At 69.7% G+C, this 22,385-nt stretch carries 21 protein-coding genes and 2 pseudogenes; 8 read left to right on the plus strand and 15 right to left on the minus strand.

The genetic code is table 11. The features are described 5' to 3' along the window. Positions 1-28: 28 nt before the first annotated feature. On the plus strand, positions 29-721 hold the full coding sequence (locus EXE63_RS29510) for a hypothetical protein (RefSeq protein ID WP_210000106.1): 693 nt from the start codon (positions 29-31) through the stop codon (positions 719-721). Positions 722-737: 16 nt separating this feature from the next. On the opposite strand, the gene EXE63_RS29515 is transcribed toward EXE63_RS29510, so the two are convergent. Next, positions 738-1,097, minus strand: a complete 360-nt coding sequence (locus EXE63_RS29515) for a hypothetical protein (RefSeq protein ID WP_168144885.1) — start codon at positions 1,095-1,097, stop codon at positions 738-740. Between the two features lie 133 nt (positions 1,098-1,230). Here EXE63_RS29515 and EXE63_RS29520 point away from each other — a divergent pair, with 133 nt between their 5' ends. Next, positions 1,231-1,566, plus strand: a complete 336-nt coding sequence (locus EXE63_RS29520) for an RNA polymerase-binding protein RbpA (RefSeq protein ID WP_057165293.1) — start codon at positions 1,231-1,233, stop codon at positions 1,564-1,566. A gap of 85 nt (positions 1,567-1,651) precedes the next feature. On the opposite strand, the gene EXE63_RS33365 is transcribed toward EXE63_RS29520, so the two are convergent. From EXE63_RS33365 to cobN, 8 genes and pseudogenes are all read right to left on the minus strand, one after another. Then, complete coding sequence (locus tag EXE63_RS33365; RefSeq protein WP_168144886.1) at positions 1,652-2,425, minus strand: polyprenol monophosphomannose synthase; 774 nt, start codon at positions 2,423-2,425, stop codon at positions 1,652-1,654. Then, positions 2,422-4,193, minus strand: a pseudogene (lnt, locus tag EXE63_RS29530) (apolipoprotein N-acyltransferase). The gene EXE63_RS33365 and the pseudogene lnt overlap by 4 nt, the downstream one beginning before the upstream one ends. Next, positions 4,186-5,790 carry an amidohydrolase gene (locus tag EXE63_RS29535; RefSeq protein WP_168144887.1) on the minus strand — a complete coding sequence of 535 codons (1,605 nt, stop codon included), beginning with the start codon at positions 5,788-5,790 and terminating at the stop codon, positions 4,186-4,188. Before EXE63_RS29535 ends, lnt begins: the two are co-directional and overlap by 8 nt. Positions 5,791-5,802: 12 nt before the next feature. Beyond that, positions 5,803-6,315: an FxsA family protein gene (locus EXE63_RS29540; RefSeq protein ID WP_168144888.1), complete on the minus strand. Its 513-nt coding sequence runs from the start codon at positions 6,313-6,315 to the stop codon at positions 5,803-5,805. Between the two features lie 33 nt (positions 6,316-6,348). Further along, positions 6,349-6,744: a PPOX class F420-dependent oxidoreductase gene (locus tag EXE63_RS29545; protein WP_168144889.1), complete on the minus strand. Its 396-nt coding sequence runs from the start codon at positions 6,742-6,744 to the stop codon at positions 6,349-6,351. A gap of 33 nt (positions 6,745-6,777) precedes the next feature. Continuing rightward, positions 6,778-7,672, minus strand: a pseudogene (gene purU, locus EXE63_RS29550) (formyltetrahydrofolate deformylase). Continuing rightward, positions 7,669-8,052 carry a PPOX class F420-dependent oxidoreductase gene (locus tag EXE63_RS29555; RefSeq protein ID WP_168144891.1) on the minus strand — a complete coding sequence of 128 codons (384 nt, stop codon included), beginning with the start codon at positions 8,050-8,052 and terminating at the stop codon, positions 7,669-7,671. Before EXE63_RS29555 ends, purU begins: the two are co-directional and overlap by 4 nt. Positions 8,053-8,096: 44 nt before the next feature. Next, positions 8,097-11,693 (minus strand): cobaltochelatase subunit CobN, encoded by a 3,597-nt coding sequence (cobN, locus tag EXE63_RS29560; protein ID WP_168144892.1) that lies wholly within the window; start codon positions 11,691-11,693, stop codon positions 8,097-8,099. A gap of 362 nt (positions 11,694-12,055) precedes the next feature. On the opposite strand from cobN, the gene cobG reads away from it, so the two are divergent. Genes cobG through EXE63_RS29585 form a run of 5 tightly spaced genes read left to right on the plus strand, consistent with a single transcriptional unit; the run spans position 12,056 to position 17,064 of the window. Further along, positions 12,056-13,186 (plus strand): precorrin-3B synthase, encoded by a 1,131-nt coding sequence (gene cobG / locus EXE63_RS29565; RefSeq protein WP_168144893.1) that lies wholly within the window; start codon positions 12,056-12,058, stop codon positions 13,184-13,186. Between the two features lie 9 nt (positions 13,187-13,195). Then, positions 13,196-13,822, plus strand: coding sequence for a precorrin-8X methylmutase (locus EXE63_RS29570; protein WP_168144894.1), 627 nt, complete (start codon positions 13,196-13,198; stop codon positions 13,820-13,822). Further along, complete coding sequence (locus tag EXE63_RS29575) at positions 13,819-15,285, plus strand: precorrin-2 C(20)-methyltransferase (protein ID WP_168144895.1); 1,467 nt, start codon at positions 13,819-13,821, stop codon at positions 15,283-15,285. Before EXE63_RS29570 ends, EXE63_RS29575 begins: the two co-directional genes overlap by 4 nt. Positions 15,286-15,337: 52 nt before the next feature. Continuing rightward, positions 15,338-16,018, plus strand: coding sequence for a TetR/AcrR family transcriptional regulator (locus EXE63_RS29580; protein WP_234904316.1), 681 nt, complete (start codon positions 15,338-15,340; stop codon positions 16,016-16,018). Beyond that, positions 16,015-17,064 (plus strand): phosphotransferase family protein, encoded by a 1,050-nt coding sequence (locus EXE63_RS29585; protein ID WP_168144896.1) that lies wholly within the window; start codon positions 16,015-16,017, stop codon positions 17,062-17,064. The genes EXE63_RS29580 and EXE63_RS29585 overlap by 4 nt, the downstream gene beginning before the upstream one ends. Here the strand turns inward: EXE63_RS29585 and EXE63_RS29590 are convergent. From EXE63_RS29590 to dprE2, 4 genes are read right to left on the minus strand one after another with little or no spacing between them, the layout of a single operon-like run. Then, complete coding sequence (locus EXE63_RS29590; protein WP_168144897.1) at positions 17,057-17,782, minus strand: cobalt-precorrin-6A reductase; 726 nt, start codon at positions 17,780-17,782, stop codon at positions 17,057-17,059. The genes EXE63_RS29585 and EXE63_RS29590 overlap by 8 nt on opposite strands. Next, on the minus strand, positions 17,782-18,537 hold the full coding sequence (gene cobM, locus EXE63_RS29595) for a precorrin-4 C(11)-methyltransferase (RefSeq protein WP_168144898.1): 756 nt from the start codon (positions 18,535-18,537) through the stop codon (positions 17,782-17,784). The genes EXE63_RS29590 and cobM overlap by 1 nt, the downstream gene beginning before the upstream one ends. Then, a complete protein-coding gene (cbiE, locus tag EXE63_RS29600; RefSeq protein WP_168144899.1) occupies positions 18,534-19,712 on the minus strand; it encodes a precorrin-6y C5,15-methyltransferase (decarboxylating) subunit CbiE in 1,179 nt (392 codons plus the stop codon). Before cbiE ends, cobM begins: the two co-directional genes overlap by 4 nt. Before the next feature lie 60 nt (positions 19,713-19,772). Next, positions 19,773-20,516: a decaprenylphospho-beta-D-erythro-pentofuranosid-2-ulose 2-reductase gene (gene dprE2 / locus EXE63_RS29605; RefSeq protein ID WP_168144900.1), complete on the minus strand. Its 744-nt coding sequence runs from the start codon at positions 20,514-20,516 to the stop codon at positions 19,773-19,775. A gap of 35 nt (positions 20,517-20,551) precedes the next feature. Between dprE2 and EXE63_RS29610 the strand changes: the two genes are divergently transcribed. Further along, entirely contained in the window at positions 20,552-20,965 is a 414-nt protein-coding gene (locus EXE63_RS29610) for a F420-dependent biliverdin reductase (protein ID WP_105366331.1), read from the plus strand. Positions 20,966-20,969: 4 nt separating this feature from the next. On the opposite strand, the gene EXE63_RS29615 is transcribed toward EXE63_RS29610, so the two are convergent. Together EXE63_RS29615 and EXE63_RS29620 are read right to left on the minus strand one after the other, a co-directional pair. Then, positions 20,970-22,106, minus strand: a complete 1,137-nt coding sequence (locus tag EXE63_RS29615; protein ID WP_168144901.1) for a M24 family metallopeptidase — start codon at positions 22,104-22,106, stop codon at positions 20,970-20,972. Positions 22,107-22,116: 10 nt separating this feature from the next. Then, positions 22,117-22,353, minus strand: a complete 237-nt coding sequence (locus EXE63_RS29620; RefSeq protein ID WP_168144902.1) for a VOC family protein — start codon at positions 22,351-22,353, stop codon at positions 22,117-22,119. Positions 22,354-22,385: the final 32 nt, after the last annotated feature.

Genomic DNA, 22,385 nt, shown 5'->3' on the forward strand with positions numbered 1-22,385 from the left:
GCCGGGGCGCGCCCGCTACCCTGGCCGAATGCGGTTGGTGCTGTTGCTGATGACGTCTGCGCTGGTGGCAGGCTGTTCGCAGACCCTGGATTCGGAGAGTTCCACCGCCCGCACCCCGCTGTCGGTGCCGTCCTCGAGCGCCACGAGCAGCGCTTCGGCGGCCCCCGGCAGTACATCGCGCGCCGCGCAACCGTCCGGAGCCATCGCACCCGACGCCGAGATCGGTGAGGTCATCTCCCGGATCGAGGACGGTGCGCCGGCCGTGCCCGCGGACTTCGGGTCGCTCACCCGCGACGGGGTGACCACCACGCTCGACGGCGGTATCGCCTTCACCACCGAGACCGTGAGCTGCATCAGCACACCGAAGTACCGGGACGGGCTGTTGGCCTGCCTGGTGCACCTCACCGATCCGCCGCCGCGGCCCCCCGACGTGTTCACCGTCTGGAAGGGCAACTGGGTCGACTTCGACGGCTCCAGCGTGGATATCGGATCTCAGCACGGAGATCCTGGCCCCTTCGTCGAGGGCGATGGTGCGGCGCTCGCGGACGGGTCGTCGCTGGCATTCGGCGATTTCCGCTGCCGCGCCGACACCGACGCGGTGCTGTGTGTCAACTACGCCCAACGCGCCGCGGTCCGGCTGAGTGCCGACGGCGTCGACGGGTTCGGGTGCCTCGCCGCGGTGGAGGCACCGCCCGGAATCGGCGTCCGGCTGTCCTGTTAGGGCGGACGGTGGTGCGTCAACGCCAGCCGTCGGCGGCCTTCGCCGCCTGTAACAGCACCTCACACAGCTCACGCAGCTCGGTGCCGACGACTCCTTCGTCGGCGGCGGTGACGACGTCCTCGGCCGCACACCGGACCTGGTAGATGCGATCGGAGAGGTCGGCGGCCTCATCGGCAGTGAGCACCACCGCATCGGGCGCCACCGAGGTGCCCTTGACCTGCGCGCGCTGTTCGTAGGCGCGCTGGCGGCAGGATTGCTTGCAGTACTGGCGCCGTCGGCCCATGCCCGCATCGGGAACTTCGCGGCCGCACCAGCGGCACGGCTGGGGCCGATTGCGCCTTCGCGCAGCGGATGTACCAGGCGTTGCGGATCTCACGCGCCGACTGTAGACCGCCACACCCGAGGTGCCCAGCTTCTGCCGTATCCTGGTGGATTGAGTCGGGAACTTCGCGCGGGTCCGCCGCGTTGATCCTCCGGACGAAATCGCGCGTGATTGAGGAGAGTGGACGATGGCTGATCGTGTTCTGAGGGGCAGCCGGCTCGGCGCCGTGAGCTACGAGACCGACCGTAACCACGACCTGGCGCCACGCCAGGTGGCGCGCTACCGCACCGACAACGGTGAAGAGTTCGAGGTTCCGTTCGCCGACGATGCCGAGATCCCCGGTACCTGGCCCTGCCGCAACGGTATGGAGGGCACGCTGATCGACGGCGATGTCCCCGAGCCCAAGAAGGTCAAGCCGCCGCGGACGCACTGGGACATGCTGCTGGAGCGGCGTTCGGTGGAGGAGCTCGAAGAGCTGCTCAAGGAGCGCCTCGACATCATCAAGACCCGTCGCCGCGGCTGACGCCGCCCGACCCGAACCACACGAGCGTGCGTGATCGCGCGCCGGCACCCGGTGTGCCGGCCGCGGACGCGCACGCTCGCGGTCGTTAGAGGGAGGCCGGCCTGCCGCTGACGCCCCGGGCGCGATCCAGCCGTCCGCGCATCCCCCACTCGGCGACCTTGAACATTGCCTCGCGGATGTTCGACCCGCTCATCTTGGAGACGCCCAGTTCCCGTTCGGAGAACGTGATGGGCACCTCGACGACGGTGAAACCGGCGTTGATGGCCCGCCAGGTCAGGTCGATCTGGAAGCAGTAGCCCTTCGAATCCACCGCGGACAGGTCGATCTTCTCCAGCACCTCGCGGCGATACGCGCGGTAGCCGGCCGTGATGTCGTTGATGCCGACGCCCAGCAGCACCCGGGAATAGGTGTTCGCCGTCCGGGACAGCGCCAGCCTGCGCCATGGCCAGTTGCGCACCGTGCCACCGGGCACATAGCGCGACCCGATCGCCAGATCGGCGCCACCGTCGACGGCCGACAGCAGCCGGCCCAGTTCCTCCGGGGCGTGACTGCCGTCGGCATCCATCTCGACCAGGACGGTGTACTCGCGGCTCAGACCCCAGGCGAAACCGGCCAGATACGCTGCTCCGAGCCCGTCCTTGCTGACCCGGTGCATGACATGGATGCGGTCCGGATCGGCGAGCGAGAGCTCATCGGCCAGCCCACCGGTGCCGTCCGGGCTGCCGTCGTCGACGACGAGGATGTGCACGTCCGGCTGAGCTGCATGAACCCGCCTTACGATCAGCGGTAGATTTTCCCGCTCGTTGTAGGTGGGGATGATCACCAGCGTGCGTCGGCTGGGCGCCATCAGATCGCTCATGCTGTTCTCTCGTCCTCACTGCCCGCTTCGGGCGAATCTTGTCCGGAGGCCCTGCGCTGCGGGCCGACCGGGGCGCGCACCGCAGAGTCTCGCCGTCTGCGCACGAGCTTCCCATTGTGCAGCATGGCGGCGATCACAGCAGCAACGCCGAGTCCGACCAGCACCCATTGCACGGTGGGACCCCAGTCGGTGGCGAAGGTGATGTTCGATTTCAGCCGCACCGCAATGTCGAGGTAGGCCGGTTCGAAAAACTCCGTGGTGGCCAGCGCATAACCATCGGGGGCGACCACGGCGCTGATCCCGGTGGTCCCGGACACCACTACGTACCGGTCGTGCTCGACGGCCCGCAACCGGGCGAACGCCAACTGCTGGGCGCTCATGGCCGCGTCGAACGTGGCGTTGTTGGCCGGAACCGCGAGCAGCTGGGCGCCACCCCGAACGGAGTCGCGGACGGCCCGGTCGAAAATCACCTCCCAGCAGGTGGCGATGCCGATCGGGATGCCGGCGGCCTGCACGACGCCGGTGCCGTCACCGGGCAGGAAATAGCCGGCCCGGTCGGCGTAGGACGAGAACTTGCGGAAGAAGTCCCGCCAGGGCAGGTACTCACCGAACGGCTGGATGATCCGCTTGTCGTGCCGGTCCTGCGGGCCGGTTTCGGGATCCCACACCAGCACCGTGTTCGTCGCCACCGGGGAGTCTCGGGTGTAGCCGGGGGCTGCCAGCACCGTGCCCACCAGGATCGGGGCCCGGATGGCGCGCGCGGCCGCCGAGATCTGCGCGGCGGCGTCGGTATTGCGCAGCGGGTCGATATCGGAGGAGTTCTCCGGCCAGATCACCACCATCGGTTGCGGCGCGCGACCGGCCCGGACGTCCTCGGCCAGTTTCAGGGTCTGGGCGACGTGGTTGTCGAGCACGGCGCGGCGCTGCGCGTTGAAATCCAGCCCCAGCCGCGGCACGTTGCCCTGCACCGCGGCCACCGTCACCGACGGGTGCTCGCCTGCCCCCGCGCCGGCCTGCCGCACACCCGGCCACACGAGCGCGGTGGCCAGCAGCACCACGCAGATGATCACACCCGGCAGCACCGCCTCCGGCCGGGCGGCATCGGAGCCCTCGGCGCTCGGGTGGCTGCGCCGCCACCACATCACGATCTCCAGGCTCAGCGCGGTCAGACTGAACCCGACCAGCGCCACCGCGACCGATACCAGCGGGGCGCCCCCGAGCTGTGCGAGCGGCAGCAGCGGCCCCTCGGCCTGCCCGAAGGCGACGACACCCCACGGGAAGCCGCCGAACGGCACACTCGATTTCAGCCACTCCTGCACCGCCCACTCCGAGGCGAACCAGAGCGGCCAGCCCGGCAACCCGCGCACGGTGACGGCGAGCAGCCCAAACAGGGCCGGGAACAGCGCCTGCAGCAGCGACAGTGCCAGCCAGGGCCCGGTCCCGACGAACAGCCCCACCCACGGGATCAACGGCAGGTAGAAGGCCAGCCCGAACAGCAGGCCGTAGCCGAATCCGCCCGCCCGGGTGGTCTGTCTGCGGGTGAGCACCCAACCGAGCAGGGCCAGCGACGGGAACGCCGCCCACCACCAGCCCACCGGGGGAAGCTGAGATACAACAGGACACCGCCGATCACCGAGGCGGCCAGCCGGATCAGCCGCCCGCGCAGTGCACGCCAGGCGGCGATCCGGGCGCCGCGGCCGGGAGCCGCGGCGTCCGCGGCGCCGGCAGGGGCGTCGTCGACGGTATCGGCGGTATCGGCGTCAGCCATGAAGCACCGTGCCGCGGTGAACGGTTCGCAGGCAGCGCGGGAAATCCGCCGCATCGTCCAGCTGCGGCAACGCGGGCACCCGCGAGCGCGGATCGGTGGACCAGCGGGCCGCGGTGTCGGACGCGGGGGTGCTGACCTCGAGATCACCGGCCTCCCAGATGGCGTAGGAGGCGGGTGCGCCGGGCACCAGGGTGCCGGTGACGCCGTCACGCACGCCGCCGGCCCGCCAGGCGCCGCGGGTCGCCGCGGAGAACGCCGCCCGGGCCGACACACCGCTGCCCGGGGTGCGGTGCCGGATCGCCGCCCGCACGGTCGCCCACGGGTTGAGCCCGGTGACCGGACTGTCGGAGCCGAAGGCGAGGGGCACGCCTTGGGATGCTAACAGCGCAAACGGATTGAGCGTTGCCGCTCGGGAAACCCCGAGACGCTGGGCATACATCCCGTCCGGCCCACCCCAGTAGGCGTCGAAGTTGGGCTGCACGCTGCCGATCACGCCCCAGCTGCCCAGGCTGGTGGCCTGTTCGGCGGTCACCATCTCCAGATGCTCCAGGCGATGCCCGCAGCGCGCGACCGCGGGGCCGCCGAAGTGCTCGACGACGCGCCGCAACGCATCGGTGACGGCGGTGACGGCGGCATCACCGATGACGTGGAATCCCGCGGTGATCCCGGCCTCGGTGCAGGCGTGCAGATGCGCGGCGATCGCATCGGTGTCCAGGTAGGTGTTGCCGCAGGTGTGGGCGGCGTCGGAGTAGGGCTCGTGCAGCCAGGCGGTGTGTGACCCCAGCGCACCGTCGACGAACAGATCCCCCGCCAGGCCCGCGGCGCCGGTCGCGGCCATCAGGTCGCGGGCCTGGGCAGCGCTCTGGACGGCCTCGCCCCAGTAGCCGGTGACCTGCACGCCGTGCTCCAGTGCGTGCAGCGCATGCCAGTCGTCCAGGCCGCCGATATCGGGCCCGCCGCATTCGTGCACCGCGGCGATGCCGTGGCCCGCCGCCGCGTCCAGCGCGGCGAGTTGGGCTGCGCGTCGCTGATCCGGCGTCAGCAACTCGCGCGCGGCCGCGCGCGCCCGATGGTGCGCCTCGGCGGTCAGCGGTCGCTGCGGATCGAACCCGTCGGCGTCGGCGATACCGCCCGCGGCCGCCCGCAGCGCGCTCGACGCGGCGGCGGAGTGCACGTCGATCCGGCTCAGGTAGGCCGCTCTGGCGCCCAGCACCCCGTCCAGGTCGGCGGTGCTCGGCGGAGTCCGGTCCGGCCACGCCGACTCGTCCCAGCCCGACCCCCACACGATGCCGGTGGGATGACGTCGGGCATGCTCGGAGACCAGCGCCAGACAGTGCTCGCGGGAGGTCGCATCGCGCAGATCCAGGCCGGTGAGGCTGAGCCCGGTGGCGGTCAGATGCACGTGGCTGTCCACGAACGCCGGGGCCACGAACCCGCCGGCCAGATCGATGGTGTCGGCACCGGGGAACTCCGCACGGGCGGTGTCGTCGGCACCCAGCCACACCACCGCGCCGTCGGGGCCGTCGCTGAAGGCGATGGCCGTGGCGTCGGGGGCGGCCGGGCTGTGTACCCGTCCGTTGATCAGCAGAGTCGTCACGAAGGTGACAGGTTAATCGGGGGTGATGGTGCGGTGCTCCACTGAGGTCGGTTCGGTGGTGTGCTCGACATCGACCACGTCGATCACCTCACCCTCGACGTAGTCGGTCCGCGTGGGCCGCCGGTACCCGGGCTGACCGGCCGGGTAGGTCATCACCAGCGGGGTGGCCTTCGCGAGACTCCTGCCGATCACGGCCGTCGCGACGGGCCGGGCGATGCGCCGGGTGGGCGGCATCAGCAGCAGCGCGCCCAGCACCGAACTGGCCACGCCCGGGATGAAGACCAGCACGGCACCGAGCGCCACCAGGGCGCTGTCGGAGGCCAGCTCGTCGGAGGACGTACGCGAGTTCAGCGCCGACTGCAGGCGCGCCAGGTGCCGGGTGAGCTGTCGGCCCGCCAGCGCCAGACCGACCAGGAAGGTTCCCAGCACCGCCAGCACGGTCCAGCCGAACCCGATGGTCGAAACCAGGGCGACCAGCACCGCCAGCTCGACCAGCAGGTACACCAGGAACAACCGCTTAACCATGTGAGGACAACGCGCGAGGCACCGTTTGGGTTCCTACCGGTGCGACTCGACCGCTTCGATTTCTATCGCGGCGTGCACCTTGTCCACCCCGCCGCGGATCAGTGCCTGCGGTATCCACCACCAGGCGTGCCACCAGTAGCGCCGGGTCACCATGTCGAAGACTCGCCGGGTCTCGGATTTCGGCAGATTGCGGGCGACAGCTTCGACGGGCTCGCCCTTGACCTTTCCCAGCACACCGCACTTCTGGATGGTGACCCGCGGGGTGTTGTTGATCCGCTTGGTCTTCCAGGAACCGTCATCGGTGCTGATCAACAACTTGCCCTCGTGCGGCACGCCCCATACCGGGGTCGGCTTGGGCCGCCCGTCCTTGGTGAAGGTGGTCAGCAGCAGGTACTTCTCGCGATAGACATCATCGAACGTCGGTGACATGGCACCAGTTCACCACGTCAAATGACGATCTGCTCAGAAGACAACGGCCTCATTGTCGTGCTGGACGACGCGATCCTGGCAGTGCCACAGCACCGCCCGGGACAGCACCGCGCGTTCGACATCGGCGCCCAGGCGCACCAGGTCCTCGACGGTGTGGGTGTGGTCGATGCGGACCACGTCCTGTTCGATGATCGGGCCCTCGTCGAGGTTCTCGGTGACGTAGTGCGCCGTCGCCCCGACCAGCTTGACGCCACGCTCCCTGGCCCGCCGATAGGTGTTGGCACCGATGAAGGCGGGCAGGAACGAATGGTGGATGTTGATCAGCGGGGCGCCGACGGCGGCCAGGAAGTCGGGGGTGACGATCTGCATGTACCTGGCCAGCACCACCAGGTCGACGTTGCCGCGCAGCAGTTCGAGCTGGCGCGCCTCGGCTTCGGCGCGGGTCTCCCTGGTGGCCGGGATGTGCACGAAGGGAACGCCGAACGGGCGCACCTGATCTGCCAGATCCGGATGGTTGGCGATCACCATGACCACCGACATGTCCAGTTCGCCACGGCGGTTGCGCCACAGCAGATCCAGTAGGCAGTGATCGGCCCGCGACGCCAGGATCGCGACGCGCTTCGGCTTGGCGGCGTCGGTGAACCGGTAGTCGATCTCGAATTCCGGCGCGACGCGCGCGGCGAACTCCCGTTCCAGTTCGGTGCTCGCGGCCGCCAAGCCGGGCAGGTGAAAGACCGTGCGCTGCAGAAAGACTCCACCTTCGGGCTGGGTCGAGTGCTGGTCCAGGGAGATGATGTTGGCGCCGGCGGCGGTCAGGAACGTCGACACCGCGGCGACGATTCCGGAGCGGTCCGGGCAGCGCAGCAGCAAGCGTCCGATGTCCTGGTGGCGGCCCGCTGTCGGGGATCCCGCGGGATGGCTCATCTATGCGGCCGCACGCAGCTCCAGCGCAAGGTTGTTCTTCATGCCGCCGCGCAACTTCGAGAACAGATTGAAGACCTTGCCGATCAGTCCGTAGCGCTTGCCGATCCCGTCGTAGACCCGGGCGACCTCGGACTGCTCCAGGATGGCCGCCACGGCATCCACTGCCTCGCTCTTGGGGTTACCGCTGCGATCGCAGACGGCGACTGTGACGCGCGGGGTGTTGCGAATGCGCTTGACCTTCCAGGCTTTCGCCTGTGTGATGGCCAGCAGCCGGTCACCGTCGGGGACGGCCCAGATGGCGGTCGGCTTCGGCCGGCCGTCCTTGGTGAACGTGGTGAGCAGAACGTAGTCGGCCTTGGCGACGTCGGCGAAGGTGAGAGCCATGGCGCAATCCTATGTGCACCTCGCACGCGCCGGCAGCACGCGAGTCAGCCTTCCAGTTCCCCCTCGGTCTCCAGCATCACCTGCTTGAGGCCTTCGAGGGTGGCGGGGTCCGGTGCGGCCCACATTCCTCGCCCGGCCGCCTCCAGCAACCGCTCGGCCATCCCGTGCAGTGCCCAGGGGTTGGACTCGTTCATGAACTTGCGGTTCTCGTCGTCCAGCACGTAGCTCTGGCTGAGTTGCTCGTACATCCAGTCCGCCATCACATGTGCGGTCGCGTCGTAGCCGAACAGGTAGTCGACGGTGGCGGCCATCTCGAAGGCGCCCTTGTAGCCGTGCCTGCGCATGGCGTTGATCCAGCGCGGGTTGACCACGCGGGCGCGGAACACCCGGGTGGTCTCCTCGCTGAGGGTCCGGGTGCGCACCGCGTCGGGGCGGGTGTTGTCGCCGATGTAGGCGGCCGGGTCCTTGCCGGTGAGCGCGCGCACGGTGGCGATCATGCCGCCGTGGTACTGGAAATAGTCGTCGGAGTCGGCGATGTCGTGCTCGCGGGTGTCGGTGTTCTTCGCCGCCACGGCGATCCGCCGGTACGCCCGGTTCATCTCGTCGGTCGCCGGGGCACCGTCGAGGCCACGCCCGTAGGCGAAACCACCCCACGCGGTGTACACCTCGGCCAGGTCCTGATCGTCGCGCCAGTTGCGGCTGTCGATGAGCTGCAGCAGACCCGCACCGTAGGTTCCGGGCTTCGACCCGAAAATTCTTGTGGTGCTGCGGCGTTCGTCACCGTGCTCGGCCAGGTCGGCCAGCGAGTGGGCTCGCACGTAGTTGTCCTGCGGCCCTTCCTCCAGGCCGGCCACCAACGCGACGGCGTCGTCGAGCATGGTGACCACATGCGGGAAAGCGTCCCGGAAGAACCCGGAGATGCGGACCGTCACGTCGATGCGCGGCCGGCCCAGTTCTTCCAGCGATATTGCTTCCAGGTCCACCACCCGGCGCGACGCGTCATCCCAGATCGGCCGGACACCGAGCAGCGCCAGCACTTCGGCGATGTCGTCGCCGGAGGTGCGCATCGCCGAGGTCCCCCACACCGAGAGGCCGACCGACGGCGGCCAGATCCCGTGGTCTGCGCGGTACCGGGCCAGCAGCGAATCGGCCAGGCCGACACCGGTTTCCCAGGCCAGCCGGGACGGCACCGCCTTGGGATCCACGGAGTAGAAGTTGCGCCCGGTCGGCAGCACGTTGACCAGACCGCGTAACGGGGAACCGGACGGCCCCGCCGGGATGTAGTGACCGTCCACGGCCCGCAGCACCGCCTCGATCTCCCCGTCGGTGCCACGCAGCCTGGGCACCACCTCGGTGGCGGCGAAGCGCAGGATCTGCGCGATCACAGGGTCATCGGTGAGCCCGTCGACCGCCCCGGCATCCCAGCCGCTGTCCTGCAGGCCGGCCACCAGCTTGCGGGCGGCCGTCTCTGCGGCGTCGACGGCGGTGCGTTCGTCGGCGCCGTCCTCGGCGAGTCCGAGGGCCTGACGCAGGCCGGGCACGGTGTGCTCGCCGCCGAACAACTGGCGGGCGCGCAGGATGGCCAGCACCAGATCCAGTTCGGATTCCCCGACCGGCGCCTGTCCCAGGATGTGCAGGCCGTCGCGGATCTGTACGTCCTTGATCTCGCAGAGCCACCCGTCGACGTGCAGCAGCATGTCGTCGAAGGCGTCCTCGTCGGGGCGATCCTCCAGGCCGAGGTCGTGGTCCATCTTCGCCGCGCGCATCAACGTCCAGATCTGCTGACGGATGGCGGGCAGTTTCGACGGGTCGAGTGCCGAGAGATTCGAGTGCTCGTCGAGCAGCTGTTCGAGCCGGGCGATGTCACCGTAGGTCTCGGCGCGGGCCATCGGCGGGATGAGGTGGTCGACGAGTGTCGCGTGCGCGCGGCGTTTGGCCTGGGTGCCCTCGCCCGGGTCGTTGACGAGGAACGGGTAGATCAGCGGCAGGTCGCCCAGCGCCGCATCGGTCCCGCAGTCCGCGCTCATGCCCAGCGTCTTGCCCGGCAGCCATTCCAGGTTGCCGTGCTTTCCCAGATGGATGACGGCGTCGGCCTTGAATGCCCGCGAGTCACCGAACTGCCCGTCCAGCCAGCGGTAGGCGGCCAGATAGTGATGGCTCGGAGGCAGATCGGGGTCGTGGTAGATGGCCACCGGGTTCTCGCCGAACCCGCGCGGCGGCTGTACCAGGATCACCACGTTGCCGGACTTCATCCCGGCGATGACGATCTCGCCGTCGGGGTCGTGGCTGCGGTCGACGAACAGCTCACCCGGCGGCGGGCCCCAGTGCCGCACCACCGCGTCGGCCAGTTCGGTGGGCACCGTGGCGAACCAGCGCCGGTAGTCGGCGGCCGATACCCGGATCGGGTTGCGCGCCAGCGTTTCCTCGGTGAGCCAGTCGGGATCCTGGCCCCCGCGTTCGATCAGCGCATGGATGAGCGCGTCGCCGTCCTCGGCGTCGACACCGGGGACCTCGCCGATGTCGATACCGTGCTCGCGCATGGCCCGCAGCAGGGCCACCGCGGAGGCCGGGGTGTCCAGGCCGACGGCGTTGCCGATGCGCGCGTGTTTGGTCGGGTAGGCCGAGAACACCAGCGCGACCTGCTTGTCGGCGGCCGGGACGTGGCGCAGCCGGGCGTGCCGCACGGCCAGACCGGCCACCCGGGCGCAGCGTTCCGGGTCGGCGCTGTAGGTGATCAGCCCCTCGTCGTCGATCTCCTTGAACGAGAACGGGACGGTGATGATGCGGCCGTCGAACTCCGGCACCGCCACCTGGGTCGCGACATCCAGCGGGGACATGCCGTCGTCGTTCTGCGCCCAGGTGGCCCGGGAACTGGTCAGGCACAGCCCCTGCAGGATGGGGACATCCAGCGCGGCCAGATGCGCGACGTTCCAGCTGTCGTCGGTCCCGCCGGCGCCCACGGTCGCCGGGGTGGCGCCACCGGCGGCGAGCACCGTGGTGATCAACGCATCGGCGGTGCCCAGCAGCTCCAGCAGTTCGGGTTCGGCGGTCCGCAGCGAGGCGCAGTACACCGGCAGCGGCCGCCCACCGGCCGCTGCGATGGCGTCGCACAGCGCAGAGATGTAGCCGGTGTTGCCGGCCAGATGCTGGGCGCGGTAGTACAGCACCGCGACGGTCGGCCCGGTGACCTCGGTCTGCGGGTGTTCCAGCACGCCCCAGCCGGGAATGGAGACCGGCGGGTCGAAACCTTCGCCGGTCATGAGCAGGGTGTCGCTGAGGAAGGCGTGCAGGCCGCGCAGATTCTCGGTGCCGCCCTGCGCCAGATAGATGTGGGACTGCAGTGCCACGCCGGCCGGGACGGTCGAATGCCGCATCAGTTCGGCGTCGGGCGCCTGCTCCCCGGACAGCACCACGGTGGGCACGCCGAGGCCGACCAGTATGTCGATGCCGTCCTGCCAGGAGCGATACCCGCCGAGGATGCGGACGACGGCGATATCGACGCCGGCGACCAGCTCACCGAGCTCGCGGTCGAGTTCGTCCTGCAGCAGCCGGGCCGGATTGGCCCATCGATAGTCGGCACCGCTGGCGCGCGCGGTGATCAGGTCGGTATCGGACGTAGACAGCAGCAGCACGGTCGGCACCGCTCAATCCTGCCTCACCACGCGCGTCGCGTGGTCTGCCGGTCAGCGGTCGGAGCGGCTCCAGCGGCCGTACCAGGAGTCCTGGTACGGGACGGAGATGGCAGCGAACACCAGGGCCACGCCGGCGGCGATGGCGATGAGTGAGGCCATGTCATGGCCTCCTTCCTGAAGAGGTACCGGCGGTACCGGGTTGATGATCGAAACGTAGCCCCCGCAAGCGCCGGCAGCGGCATTCTGTGCCTGAGCAGACAGGCTCCCGAAAACTGTGACGTACGTCATAAAAGCCCGGGCCGAGCCGCCGCCAGCTGCGCGTTCTGGAGTTCGAATCCCGGCGGAGAACGCGTGGTGAGTACCGTGGTCACGTGAGCCGCGCCCGTGATCAGGACGCCTGCCCCGGCGCCCTGCAGTTCCACCAGGCGGCCGACGGCGCGCTGATGCGGGTGCGGCTGCCCGGTGGCGTCATCTCAGCCCGCGGTCTGGAGACCCTGGCCCACCTCGCCGCCGACCACGGCGGCGGGGCGCTGGAACTGACATCGCGCGGCAGCCTGCAGATCCGCGGCATCACCGATCCGGGACGGGTGGCCGACGGACTCACCGGCGCCGGCCTGCTGCCGTCGCCCACCCATGAACGGGTTCGCAACATCGTGTCCTCGCCGCTGTCGGGCCGCAGCGGCGGTCTGGCCGACGTGCGCGACTGGGTGGACGCCCTGGACCGGGCGCTGCAGCGCGACGAGGCGCTGGCCGCCCTGCCGGGCCGATTCTGGTTCTCCATCGACGACGGCCGCGGCGATGTCTCCGGGCTGCGCGCCGACGTCGGCGTACAGATCGGTGACACGGGTGTCGCCCTGCTGCTCGCCGGAACGGACACCGGCGTCCGGCTGTCCCCCAACGACGCGGTGAACACCATGGTCGAGATCGCCCGGCGATTCCAGGCCGTACGCGGGAAGCGTTGGCGTGTCACCGAACTCGACAACCCCAGCGAACTGATCGGCGATTTCGCCGTCACCGTGCCGGACCCGGCCGGCCGGTACCCGCACGACGCCGGCCGGCCTCCGGTGGGCTGGATAGCGCAGACGCGCGACCCGGTCCCGGACCGGGTGGCGCTCGGCGCGGCGGTACCGCTGGGCGTGCTACCGGCCCGCACGGCGGAGTTCCTCGCGGCCATCGAGTCGCCGATCGTGGTGACACCCTGGCGTTCGATCCTCGTCTGCGATCTCACCGAGGAGGTCGCCGACACCTCGCTGCGGGTGCTGGCCCCGCTGGGCCTCGTCTTCGACGAGAACTCCCCGTGGCTGACCGTGAGTGCCTGCACAGGAAGTCCGGGGTGTGACAAATCTCTCTCCGATGTGCGCGCCGACGCGCGGGCCGCACTGACCGAGGGCGCCGCGGGGGTCCATCGCCATTTTGTTGGCTGCACACGGGCGTGCGGCAGCCCGCTGGGTGCCGAGGTGCTGGTGGCCACCGGACACGGGTACCAGAGGCGTCACCCGTAGGGTGATCGGGTGCTCGAATACACCCGCGACGCTGCGGAAATATACCGGCAATCCTTCGCCACCATCCGGGATGAAGCGGACCTGACCCCCTTCCCCGATGACGTCTCACGCGTCGTGGTCCGGCTCATTCACACCTGCGGTCAGGTCGACGTCACCGGCCACGTCGCCTTCACCCCCGATGTGGTCGCCCGCACGCATGCGGCGCTGGCCGCGGGTGCACCGGTGCTCTGTGATTCGTCGATGGTCGCCGCCGGCATCACCCGCTCCCGACTGCCCGCCGACAACGAGGTCGTCTCGCTGGTCGCCGACCCGCGCGCCGCCGAGCTGGCGTCCACCTTGGGCAGCACTCGCTCCGCAGCAGGCGTCGACCTGTGGGCCGACCGGTTGGGTGGAGCCGTGCTCGCGATCGGCAATGCCCCCACCGCGCTGTTCCGGCTGCTGGAACTGCTCGACGAGGGCGCGCCGGTGCCCGCGGCGGTGCTGGGTGGACCCGTCGGCTTCGTGGGCTCCGCACAGTCCAAGGATGAACTGATCGCCCGGCCACGCGGCATGTCATACCTGGTGGTGAAGGGCAGGCGCGGGGGCAGCGCGATGGCCGCCGCCGCCGTGAATGCGATTGCGAGCGAACGCGAATGACTCTCACGACAAAAGGCACCCTCTACGGCGTCGGCCTCGGCCCCGGTGATCCCGAACTGGTGACGGTCAAGGCCGCCCGACTCATCGGCGAGGCCGATGTCGTCGCGTACCACAGCGCACGCCACGGCCGCAGTATCGCGCGCCGGATCGCCGCGCAATATCTGCGCGAAGGTCAGATCGAGGAGCATCTGGTGTATCCGGTCACCACCGAGACCACCGAGCATCCCGGTGGCTACGCCGGTGCGATGGAGGATTTCTATGCCGAATCCGCCGATCGCATCGCCGTACACCTGGAAGCCGGGCGCAATGTGGCGCTGCTGGCCGAGGGTGATCCGCTGTTCTACAGCTCCTACATGCACATGCACACCCGGCTGACCGCGCGGTTCGACGCCGTCATCGTGCCCGGTGTGACATCGGTGAGTGCCGCCTCGGCGGCCACCGGCACCCCGCTGGTGCAGGGCGACGAGGTCCTGACGATCCTGCCCGGCACGCTGCCCACCGCCGAGCTGACCCGCCGCCTCGCCGATACCGACGCCGCCGTCATCATGAAACTGGGTAAGTCGTATCCGGAGGTGCGGCAGGCACTTTCGGAGACCCATCGGCTGGACCGGGCGTTCTACGTGGAGCGGGCCAGCACCGATCAGCAGCGCGTACTCGCGGCAAGCGAGGTCGACGAAAGCTCGGTCCCCTACTTCTCCATCGTGATGGTGCCCGGGGAGGCGGCCGTGCCGCGCACCGGCGGCAGCGTCGCGGTGGTCGGGCTCGGCCCCGGTGACCTGGACTGGATCACCCCGCAGGCGCGTCGCGAACTGGCCGCCGCCACCGACCTGATCGGCTACTTCCCGTATCTCGACCGGGTCGGGGCCCGCGCCGGACAGACCCGGCATGCCAGTGACAACACCGATGAACCGGCGCGAGCCCGGCTGGCCTGCGAACTGGCCCGGCAGGGCCGCGCGGTGGTGGTGGTGTCCTCCGGTGACCCCGGCATATTCGCGATGGCCACGGCCGTCCTCGAGGAGGCCGTCGACTGGCCCGATGTCGAGGTCCGGGTGATTCCGGCGATGACCGCGGCGCAGGCGGTGGCCAGCCGGGTCGGCGCGCCACTGGGCCACGACTACGCCGTCATCTCGCTGTCTGACCGGCTCAAGCCATGGGAGATCATCGCCGCCCGGGTCAGTGCGGCGGCAGCCGCAGACATGGTCATCGCGGTGTACAACCCGGCGTCGAAAACGCGGACCTGGCAGGTCGGCGAGATGCAGAAGCTGCTGCTGGAACACCGCGATGCCGCCACTCCGGTCGTGATCGGGCGCGATGTCGCGGGCCCGAACGAGACGGTGCGGGTGGTGGCCCTCGGCGATCTGGATCCCGGCGAGGTGGACATGCGCTGCCTGCTGATCATCGGGTCCTCGCAGACCCGGTGGCACGGCGACACGGTGTTCACCCCCCGCAACTACCCGGGCTGACAACCGTCGAGTTTCATTGACAGTTGTCAGAAGCAGGGCTACTGTCCCGCTGGTGCAGCGGGGCAACGATGTCGTCGAGCCGCCGGTGTCGGCTGCGCGCTCGGTGACCGACCGGCGCCAGCCGCAGCGCAGCGATCAGCGTCGCAGCGCCATCCTGACCGCCTTCGACGAAGCCCTTCGGGCCCGGGGGTTCGAGGCGGTCAACATCGCCGATGTCGCCGCCGCTGCCGGTGTCGGCCGGTCGGCGTTCTATTTCTACTTCGAGAACAAGGCCGCGGCCGTGGCAGCCCTGCTGGAGTCGATGTACGACGACGTCTTCGCCGCCAGTGACATCGTGACCGCGTCCAGCGGTTCGCCGCGGTGGCGGATCCACGCCATGCTCGAAGCGCTCATGGAAACCGGTGCGGCGCATCGATACCTGTTCACCGCCATGCTGGATGCGCGCGCGGCGAGCAGCGCGATCCGCGAGATCTGGGACAGTTCCCGGGAGGCGTTCGTCCCGGCCATCGCGGCAATGATCGAGACCGAGCGCGCCGCCGGTCGCGCGCCCGCCGGTCCCGCCGCCGACGTGCTGGCCGGCCTGCTGCTGGAACTCAACGACCGCATTCTGGAGCGCTTCACCCTCGGTGGACCCCGGTCCCGTGATGAACTCGTCATCGGCGCGGAAACCATTTGGCTGCACACCATTTACGGCACGGCGATCGGAGTAGATGACATGCGAGAGACCTCATGACCACGCCGATCCCACGTAGCCCCGAGGACGTCACGCCGGCCTGGCTGGGCGGTGTGCTCGGCGCCGATGTGCGCAGCGTCGACACCGCACCCATCGGCACGGGCCAGACCGGCGCCACCTACCGGCTGACCGTGCAGTACGGCACCGAGACCGACCTGCCGGCCAGCTTCGCGATCAAGTTGCCGTCTCAGGACGACACGGTCCGCGACCGGGTCGCCATCGGCTACCGGTCCGAGCACGCGTTCTACCGCGATGTCGCCGACCTGGTGCAGGTTCCCATCCCGCGGAACTTCCACTGTGAGATCGGCGGTGAGGGAGCCGAATTCGTGCTGCTGCTGGCGGATATGGCGCCCGCCGAACAGGGTGACCAGATCGCCGGGTGCAGCGCCGAAGAGGCTCAGCTGGCCGTGCGCGCCCTTGCCGGGCTGCACGCTCCCAGTTGGTGTGATCCGAAACTGACCGACTTTCCCGGTATCGCCATGCCCAAGCCGGACGCCGCAATGGCCTCCGGCATGGGCGATGTGGCCAAGATGGCCACCGACATCACCCTGGAGAAACTCGGCGACCGGATGACCGCCGAGGACCGGGCCACCCTGTCGGCGTCCATGGCGATGGTGACGCCCTGGCTGCTGACCGAGCCCGACCGGTTCGCGCTGCTGCACGGTGACTACCGGCTGGACAACATGCTGTTCGATCCGGACCGCACCCGGGTCACCGTCGTGGACTGGCAGACACTGGGATCCGGCCTTCCGGCACGTGATCTCGCGTACTTCACCGCAACCAGTCTGGACCCGGTGACCCGCGCGGCCGCCGAACGGGACCTGGTGGCCGAATACCATGCCGGCCTGGTGGCGCTCGGTGTCACCGGCTACGACGAACAGACCTGCTGGCGTGACTACCGACTGGGCATGCTGCAGGCACCGCTGATCATCGTGTTCGGGGTGGCTTTCGCCAACGCCACCGAGCGCGGTGACGAGATGATGCTCGTGATGGCCGAACGTTCGTGCCGGGCGATCCGCGAGCTGGACACCCTCGCGCTCATCTGAGGCCGGTCAGCCAATCGACGGCCGCGTCCACGGTGTGCACGATGCGCACACCGCCGGGTAGTGCGGGCCTGCTGACCATGATGACGGGCACCCCCACCTCGGCGGCGGCCTCGAGTTTCGCGTGCGTCATGGCGCCACCGCTGTTCTTGGTCACCAGCGCATCGATACCGAACTCCCGCAACAGATCACGCTCGCCCTCGACGCGGTAGGGGCCACGCGAGAGCAGCACCTCATGGTGGGCGGGCATCAACTGGTCCTCCGGGGCGGTCACCGCACGGATCAGGAACCACGCATCGGAGTCTTTGAAGGCCGCGGTGCCCGAACGCCCGGTGGTCAGGAACACCCGCCGATAGCCATGGCGCGCGACCACCTCGGCGGCCTCGGTGTCCGAGCCCACCACGGCGGCGTCACCGTCCGGCCAGGGCGGGCGGGCCAGCACCAGATGTGGCAGACCTTCCCCTGCGGCAGCCTGTGCGGCGTTGGCGGTGATGGTCGCAGCGAACGGGTGGGTGGCATCCACCACGGCGCTGATGTCGTTGCCGCGCAACCACTGTGCCAGGCCCTGGGCACCGCCGAAACCGCCGATACGCACCTCGCCGACCGGTAGCGCCGGGTCGGGCACCCGTCCGGCCAGTGAGCTGATCACCGGGACATCGGGGTGCAGCCGGGCGGCCAGCGCCCGCGCCTCTCCGGTGCCGCCGAGGAGCAGGACCCGCACTAGTGCCGGCTTCCGCGCCGGCGGCCCGACGAATACAGGTAGCTGTCGGTGAAGCCCTCGGCCGCCAGCACGTCGCCGACGATGATGACCGCGGTGCGGGTGATCCCGGCCGCATGCATCTGCCCGGCGATCTCGCCCAGCGAGCAACGCAGCACCTGTTCCTTGGGCCAGCTCGCGAAGGCGACCACCGCACAAGGGGTGTCGGCGGTGTAGCCGCCGACGGTGAGCTGCTCGACGATGGTGTCGATCTGTGCCGCCGCCAGATGCAGCACCAGGGTGTTCCCGGGCGTGGACAACACGGCCAGGGTTTCCTTTTCAGGCATCGCGGTGGACAGGGTGGCCACCCGGCTCAGCGTCACGGTCTGCGACACCCCCGGCACGGTCAGCTCACGGCCCACCGCGGCGGCCGCCGCCGCGAACGCCGGCACACCGGGCACGATCTCCCAGGCGACGCCCAGGGCGTCGAGCCTGCGGCACTGTTCGGCGAGCGCGCTGTAGATCGACGGGTCCCCGGAATGCAGGCGCGCCACATCCAGCCCGGCGGCGTCGGCGGCTGCCAATTCGTCGATGATCTGTTCCAGGTTCAGCGGCCCGGTGTCGACGATCCTGGCGCCGTCCGGGCACTCGGCGAGCAGGTCCTCGGGCATGATCGAGCCGGCGTACAGGCACACCTGGCAACGGTTCAGCAGCCGCTGGCCGCGCACGGTGATCAGGTCGGCCGCACCGGGGCCCGCGCCGATGAAATAGATGGTCACTGCTTGCTCACCGCCCATTGGGTGACGGGGTAGGCCGGCCGGAATCCGGTGAATCCGCCGATCGGTTCACCGTGGTAGTGCTGGAACCGGCGCAACTGGCCTCCTAGCGTCGAGTAGCGAGCGATGACTGCGGCTTCCGATTCTGCCGTGACGACATTGGCCACCAATCGGCCCCCGGCCGGTAACCGCTCGAAGCAGGCGTCGAGCAGACCCGGCTCGGTGATGCCGCCACCGATGAAGATCACCGCGGGCTCCGCGGCGCCGTCGAAGTCGGTCGGGGCCGGGCCGCGCACCTCGACGTTCACCCCGAACGCGACGGTATTGGCGGCGATACGCGACCGCCGTTGCTCGGAACGCTCGAAAGCCACGGCGGTACAACCCGGTGCGCTGCGGCACCATTCGATGGCGATGCTCCCCGAGCCCGAGCCCACATCCCACAGCCGTTCACCAGGGCGTGGCCCCAGCGCGGCCAGTGTCACCGCGCGGATGCTCTGCTTGGTGATCTGCCCGTCATGGAGAAACCTGTCATCGGGCAGCGTGTGGTAGCGGCGCTCATCGGGCAGGTACTGCACCGCAACGACATTCAGGTCATCGATATCGTCCGCACCGGCGGCGGCCCAGTCCCTGGCCAGAGCCGCACGGCGCCGCTCCCCCGGCCCGCCCAGCTGCTCGAGCACGGTCAGCTCGGATTCGCCGCGGCCGGTCTCGGTCAGCAGCGCAGCCAGGGCAGCCGGGCCGGTGGCGTCGCGGCTGAGCACCACCGCGCGCCCACCGCGGCGCACCGCGGTGTGCACCGGTGCGGTCACGAGGCTGACGACCTCGGTGTCCTGCACCGTCCAGCCCATCCGGGCGCACGCCAGCGTCACCGAGGACACATGCGGCAGCACCCGCACCGAGTCGGCGCCGAATCGGCGGATCAGGGTCGCGCCGATACCGTGCAACATCGGGTCACCGCTGGCCACCACGTGCACATCACCGCCATCGGTGCGGATGAGTTCGTCGAGTGCGGGCAGCAGCGGCGACGGCCACGTCCGGCGCTGCGCACCGACGGTGCCGTCGAGCAGATCCAGCTGCCGGGGCGATCCGAAAATGACGGTGGCCGTGGCGAGTTCGGCCCGCGACGACGCACCCAGACCCGGCATACCGTCGGCTCCGATGCCGATCACGATGATCATCTGTGTCCTCTGCTCTTCGCGCAGGCGCTCATCGCCGTCCTCTGCTCTTCGCGCAGGCGCTCATCGCGGCAGCCTCCGCCAGATCGGGCCGGGCAGGATCCGGAACACCGCGGCGATGACCCCGACCTGCCACGGCACCCACACCGTACGCCGCCGCCCGGCCAGTGCCTTTGCCGCTGCGGTGGCGACCTGGGCGGGCGTGCTGGAGAACGGCGCCGGAGCCATGCCCTCGGTCATCCGGCCGATCACGAAACCGGGTCGCACCACCAGCAGACGCACCCCGCAACCGTGCAGCGCATCGGCGAGCCCGCTGCAGAAACCGTCCAGCCCCGCCTTGGCCGACCCGTAGACGTAGTTGGCCCGGCGCACCCGCACCCCGGCAATCGAGGAGAAGGTCACCAGGTCCCCGCCGCCGCGCCGGCGCATCGAGTCCGCCAGCACGGTCAGCAGACTCACCTGGGCCACGTAGTCGGTGTGCACGACGGTGACCGCGTGACCGGCATCGGTCTCGGCGCGCGCCTGATCACCGAGCACCCCGAAGCTCAGCACCGCGGTGGCGATCGGCCCGTGCGCATTTTCGATGTCCTGGACCAGGCCCCGGTGGGATGCGGTGTCGTCGGCATCGAACTCGTGTACGTGCACCGCGGTCGCGCCGGCGGACCGGACCGCCTCGACGTGCTCGGTCAGTTCATGGGCGCGGCGCGCGGCCAGGACGACGGAGCGCCCACCGGCGATACGCCGCGCCAATTCGACACCGATCTCGCTGCGCCCGCCGAATATGACGACGAGCCCCGTGTCCTCCATGGCTGTGATTATGTCCTGCGCTAGGTTGGACCCCGATGGCCAAGGCAACAACCCGACTCACCAACGACGCGCTGGCATTTCTGACAGAGCGTCATCTGGCGATGCTGACCACGCTGCGGGGTGACAATTCGCCGCACGTCGTGGCGGTGGGTTTCACCTTCGATCCGACCACGCACATCGCCCGGGTGATCACCACCGGCGGTTCGCAGAAGGCCGTCAATGCCAAGGAGCGTGGTGTCGCGGTGCTCAGCCAGGTCGACGGCGCCCGCTGGCTGTCGCTGGAAGGTGCGGCCACCGTCAGCGGCGACGCCGATGACGTGCGCGATGCCGAGCTGCGGTATGCCCAGCGCTACCGCACGCCGCGGGCGAACCCGCGGCGCGTGGTGATCGAGGTGCGGATCGAGCGGGTGCTCGGATCCTCGACGCTGTTGGACCGCAGCGAAGCCTGAGCGGTCAGACCGGCACCACGACCAAATCGTGCGGGCGCTGGTTGACCGATTCCACACCGTCCTCGGTGACGATGACGATGTCCTCGATCCGGGCGCCCCACTGGCCCGGGAAGTAGATGCCGGGCTCCACCGAGAACGCCATGCCCGGCTCAAGGGTGATCTCGTTACCGGCGATGATGTAGGGCTCTTCGTGCACCGACAGCCCGATTCCGTGCCCGGTGCGGTGCACGAACACCTCGGCCAGCCCCTCGGCGGCCAGCACGTCGCGGGCGACCGCGTCGACCGAGCCGGCGGTGATACCGGGGCGCACCGCCCCGACCGCTTCGGCCTGGGCGCGCTGCAGCACCGCGTACCGGCGGGCGACCTCGGTGTCGGGCTCGCCGATGCTGTACGTGCGGGTCGAGTCGGAGTTGTAGCCCGGCGCATAGGGGCCGCCGATGTCGACGACGACGATATCGCCAACGCGTAGCTCGCGGTCCGAGCATTCGTGGTGCGGGTCGGCACCGTTGGGTCCGGACCCGACGATGATGAACGCCACCTCAGAATGGCCTTCGGCGACAATGGCTTCGGCGATGTCGGCGGCGACGTCGGCTTCGGTGCGACCGGGCACCAGGAACTCCGGAACCCTGGCGTGCACCCGGTCGATCGCCGCGCCGGCCTTGCGCAGCGCGTCGATTTCGGCCGGGTCCTTGATCATCCGCAGCCTGCGCAGCACGTCGGTGGCCAGCACCGGCACCGCGCCGAGCACCTCGGCCAGCGGTAGCAGGTGCAGGGCCGTCATCGAATCGGTGACCGCCACGGTCACCGGTGCCGCGGCCGATCCGCGCAGTGCCTGCGCGACCAGCGCATAGGGATTCTCACCGTCCACCCAATCCTGAACCGTCGCACCGATTTCGGTGACCGCGGACTCACGCAGCGCGGCCAGCTCCAGGCGCGGGACCACCACGGTGGGGGCCGACCCGTCGACGGGAAGTACCAGCGCGGTGAGCCGCTCGAAGGTCTGCGCCCGCGAGCCCACCAGATAGCGCAGGTCGTAGCCGGGGGTGATCACCAGCCCTGCCAGCCCGGCGCTCGCCGCGCCTTCGGCGGCCGCCCGGACGCGCTGCGCGTAGACCTCGGTACTGAAACGACTGCCGTCCATGGGGACGAGGCTAGTGGGTGACCCGATAGGTGGCGACCTCGACCAGGTTGCCCTCGGGGTCGCGGCAGTAGTGCGAGGTCATCGGCCCCAGCGCACCGGTCTTGGCGACCGGCCCTTCGATGATCTGCACCCCGGCGCCGAACTCCTCACGGCGCATGTTGAGCACCCGGACGTACCAGTCGATGGTGGCTTCCGTATCACGGCAATTCAGCACGACGTGGTCGATGCGATCCACAGCGAAGGTCATACCCCACGCTACTGTCAGGCGATGCGCAGGGA

Source organism: Mycolicibacterium frederiksbergense (assembly GCF_012223425.1).
Lineage (GTDB): Bacteria > Actinomycetota > Actinomycetes > Mycobacteriales > Mycobacteriaceae > Mycobacterium > Mycobacterium frederiksbergense.

Coding starts and splice junctions, on each gene's coding strand:
- cbiE (WP_168144899.1), bottom strand. CDS start 19,712: ATGATCATCGTGATCGGCATCGGAGCCGACGGTATGCCGGGTCTGGGT.
- dprE2 (WP_168144900.1), bottom strand. CDS start 20,516: ATGGAGGACACGGGGCTCGTCGTCATATTCGGCGGGCGCAGCGAGATC.
- EXE63_RS29585 (WP_168144896.1), top strand. CDS start 16,015: ATGACCACGCCGATCCCACGTAGCCCCGAGGACGTCACGCCGGCCTGG.
- EXE63_RS29555 (WP_168144891.1), bottom strand. CDS start 8,052: ATGGCTCTCACCTTCGCCGACGTCGCCAAGGCCGACTACGTTCTGCTC.
- EXE63_RS29615 (WP_168144901.1), bottom strand. CDS start 22,106: ATGGACGGCAGTCGTTTCAGTACCGAGGTCTACGCGCAGCGCGTCCGG.
- EXE63_RS29610 (WP_105366331.1), top strand. CDS start 20,552: ATGGCCAAGGCAACAACCCGACTCACCAACGACGCGCTGGCATTTCTG.
- EXE63_RS29520 (WP_057165293.1), top strand. CDS start 1,231: ATGGCTGATCGTGTTCTGAGGGGCAGCCGGCTCGGCGCCGTGAGCTAC.
- EXE63_RS33365 (WP_168144886.1), bottom strand. CDS start 2,425: ATGAGCGATCTGATGGCGCCCAGCCGACGCACGCTGGTGATCATCCCC.
- EXE63_RS29620 (WP_168144902.1), bottom strand. CDS start 22,353: ATGACCTTCGCTGTGGATCGCATCGACCACGTCGTGCTGAATTGCCGT.
- EXE63_RS29510 (WP_210000106.1), top strand. CDS start 29: ATGCGGTTGGTGCTGTTGCTGATGACGTCTGCGCTGGTGGCAGGCTGT.
- EXE63_RS29575 (WP_168144895.1), top strand. CDS start 13,819: ATGACTCTCACGACAAAAGGCACCCTCTACGGCGTCGGCCTCGGCCCC.
- EXE63_RS29540 (WP_168144888.1), bottom strand. CDS start 6,315: ATGGTTAAGCGGTTGTTCCTGGTGTACCTGCTGGTCGAGCTGGCGGTG.
- EXE63_RS29545 (WP_168144889.1), bottom strand. CDS start 6,744: ATGTCACCGACGTTCGATGATGTCTATCGCGAGAAGTACCTGCTGCTG.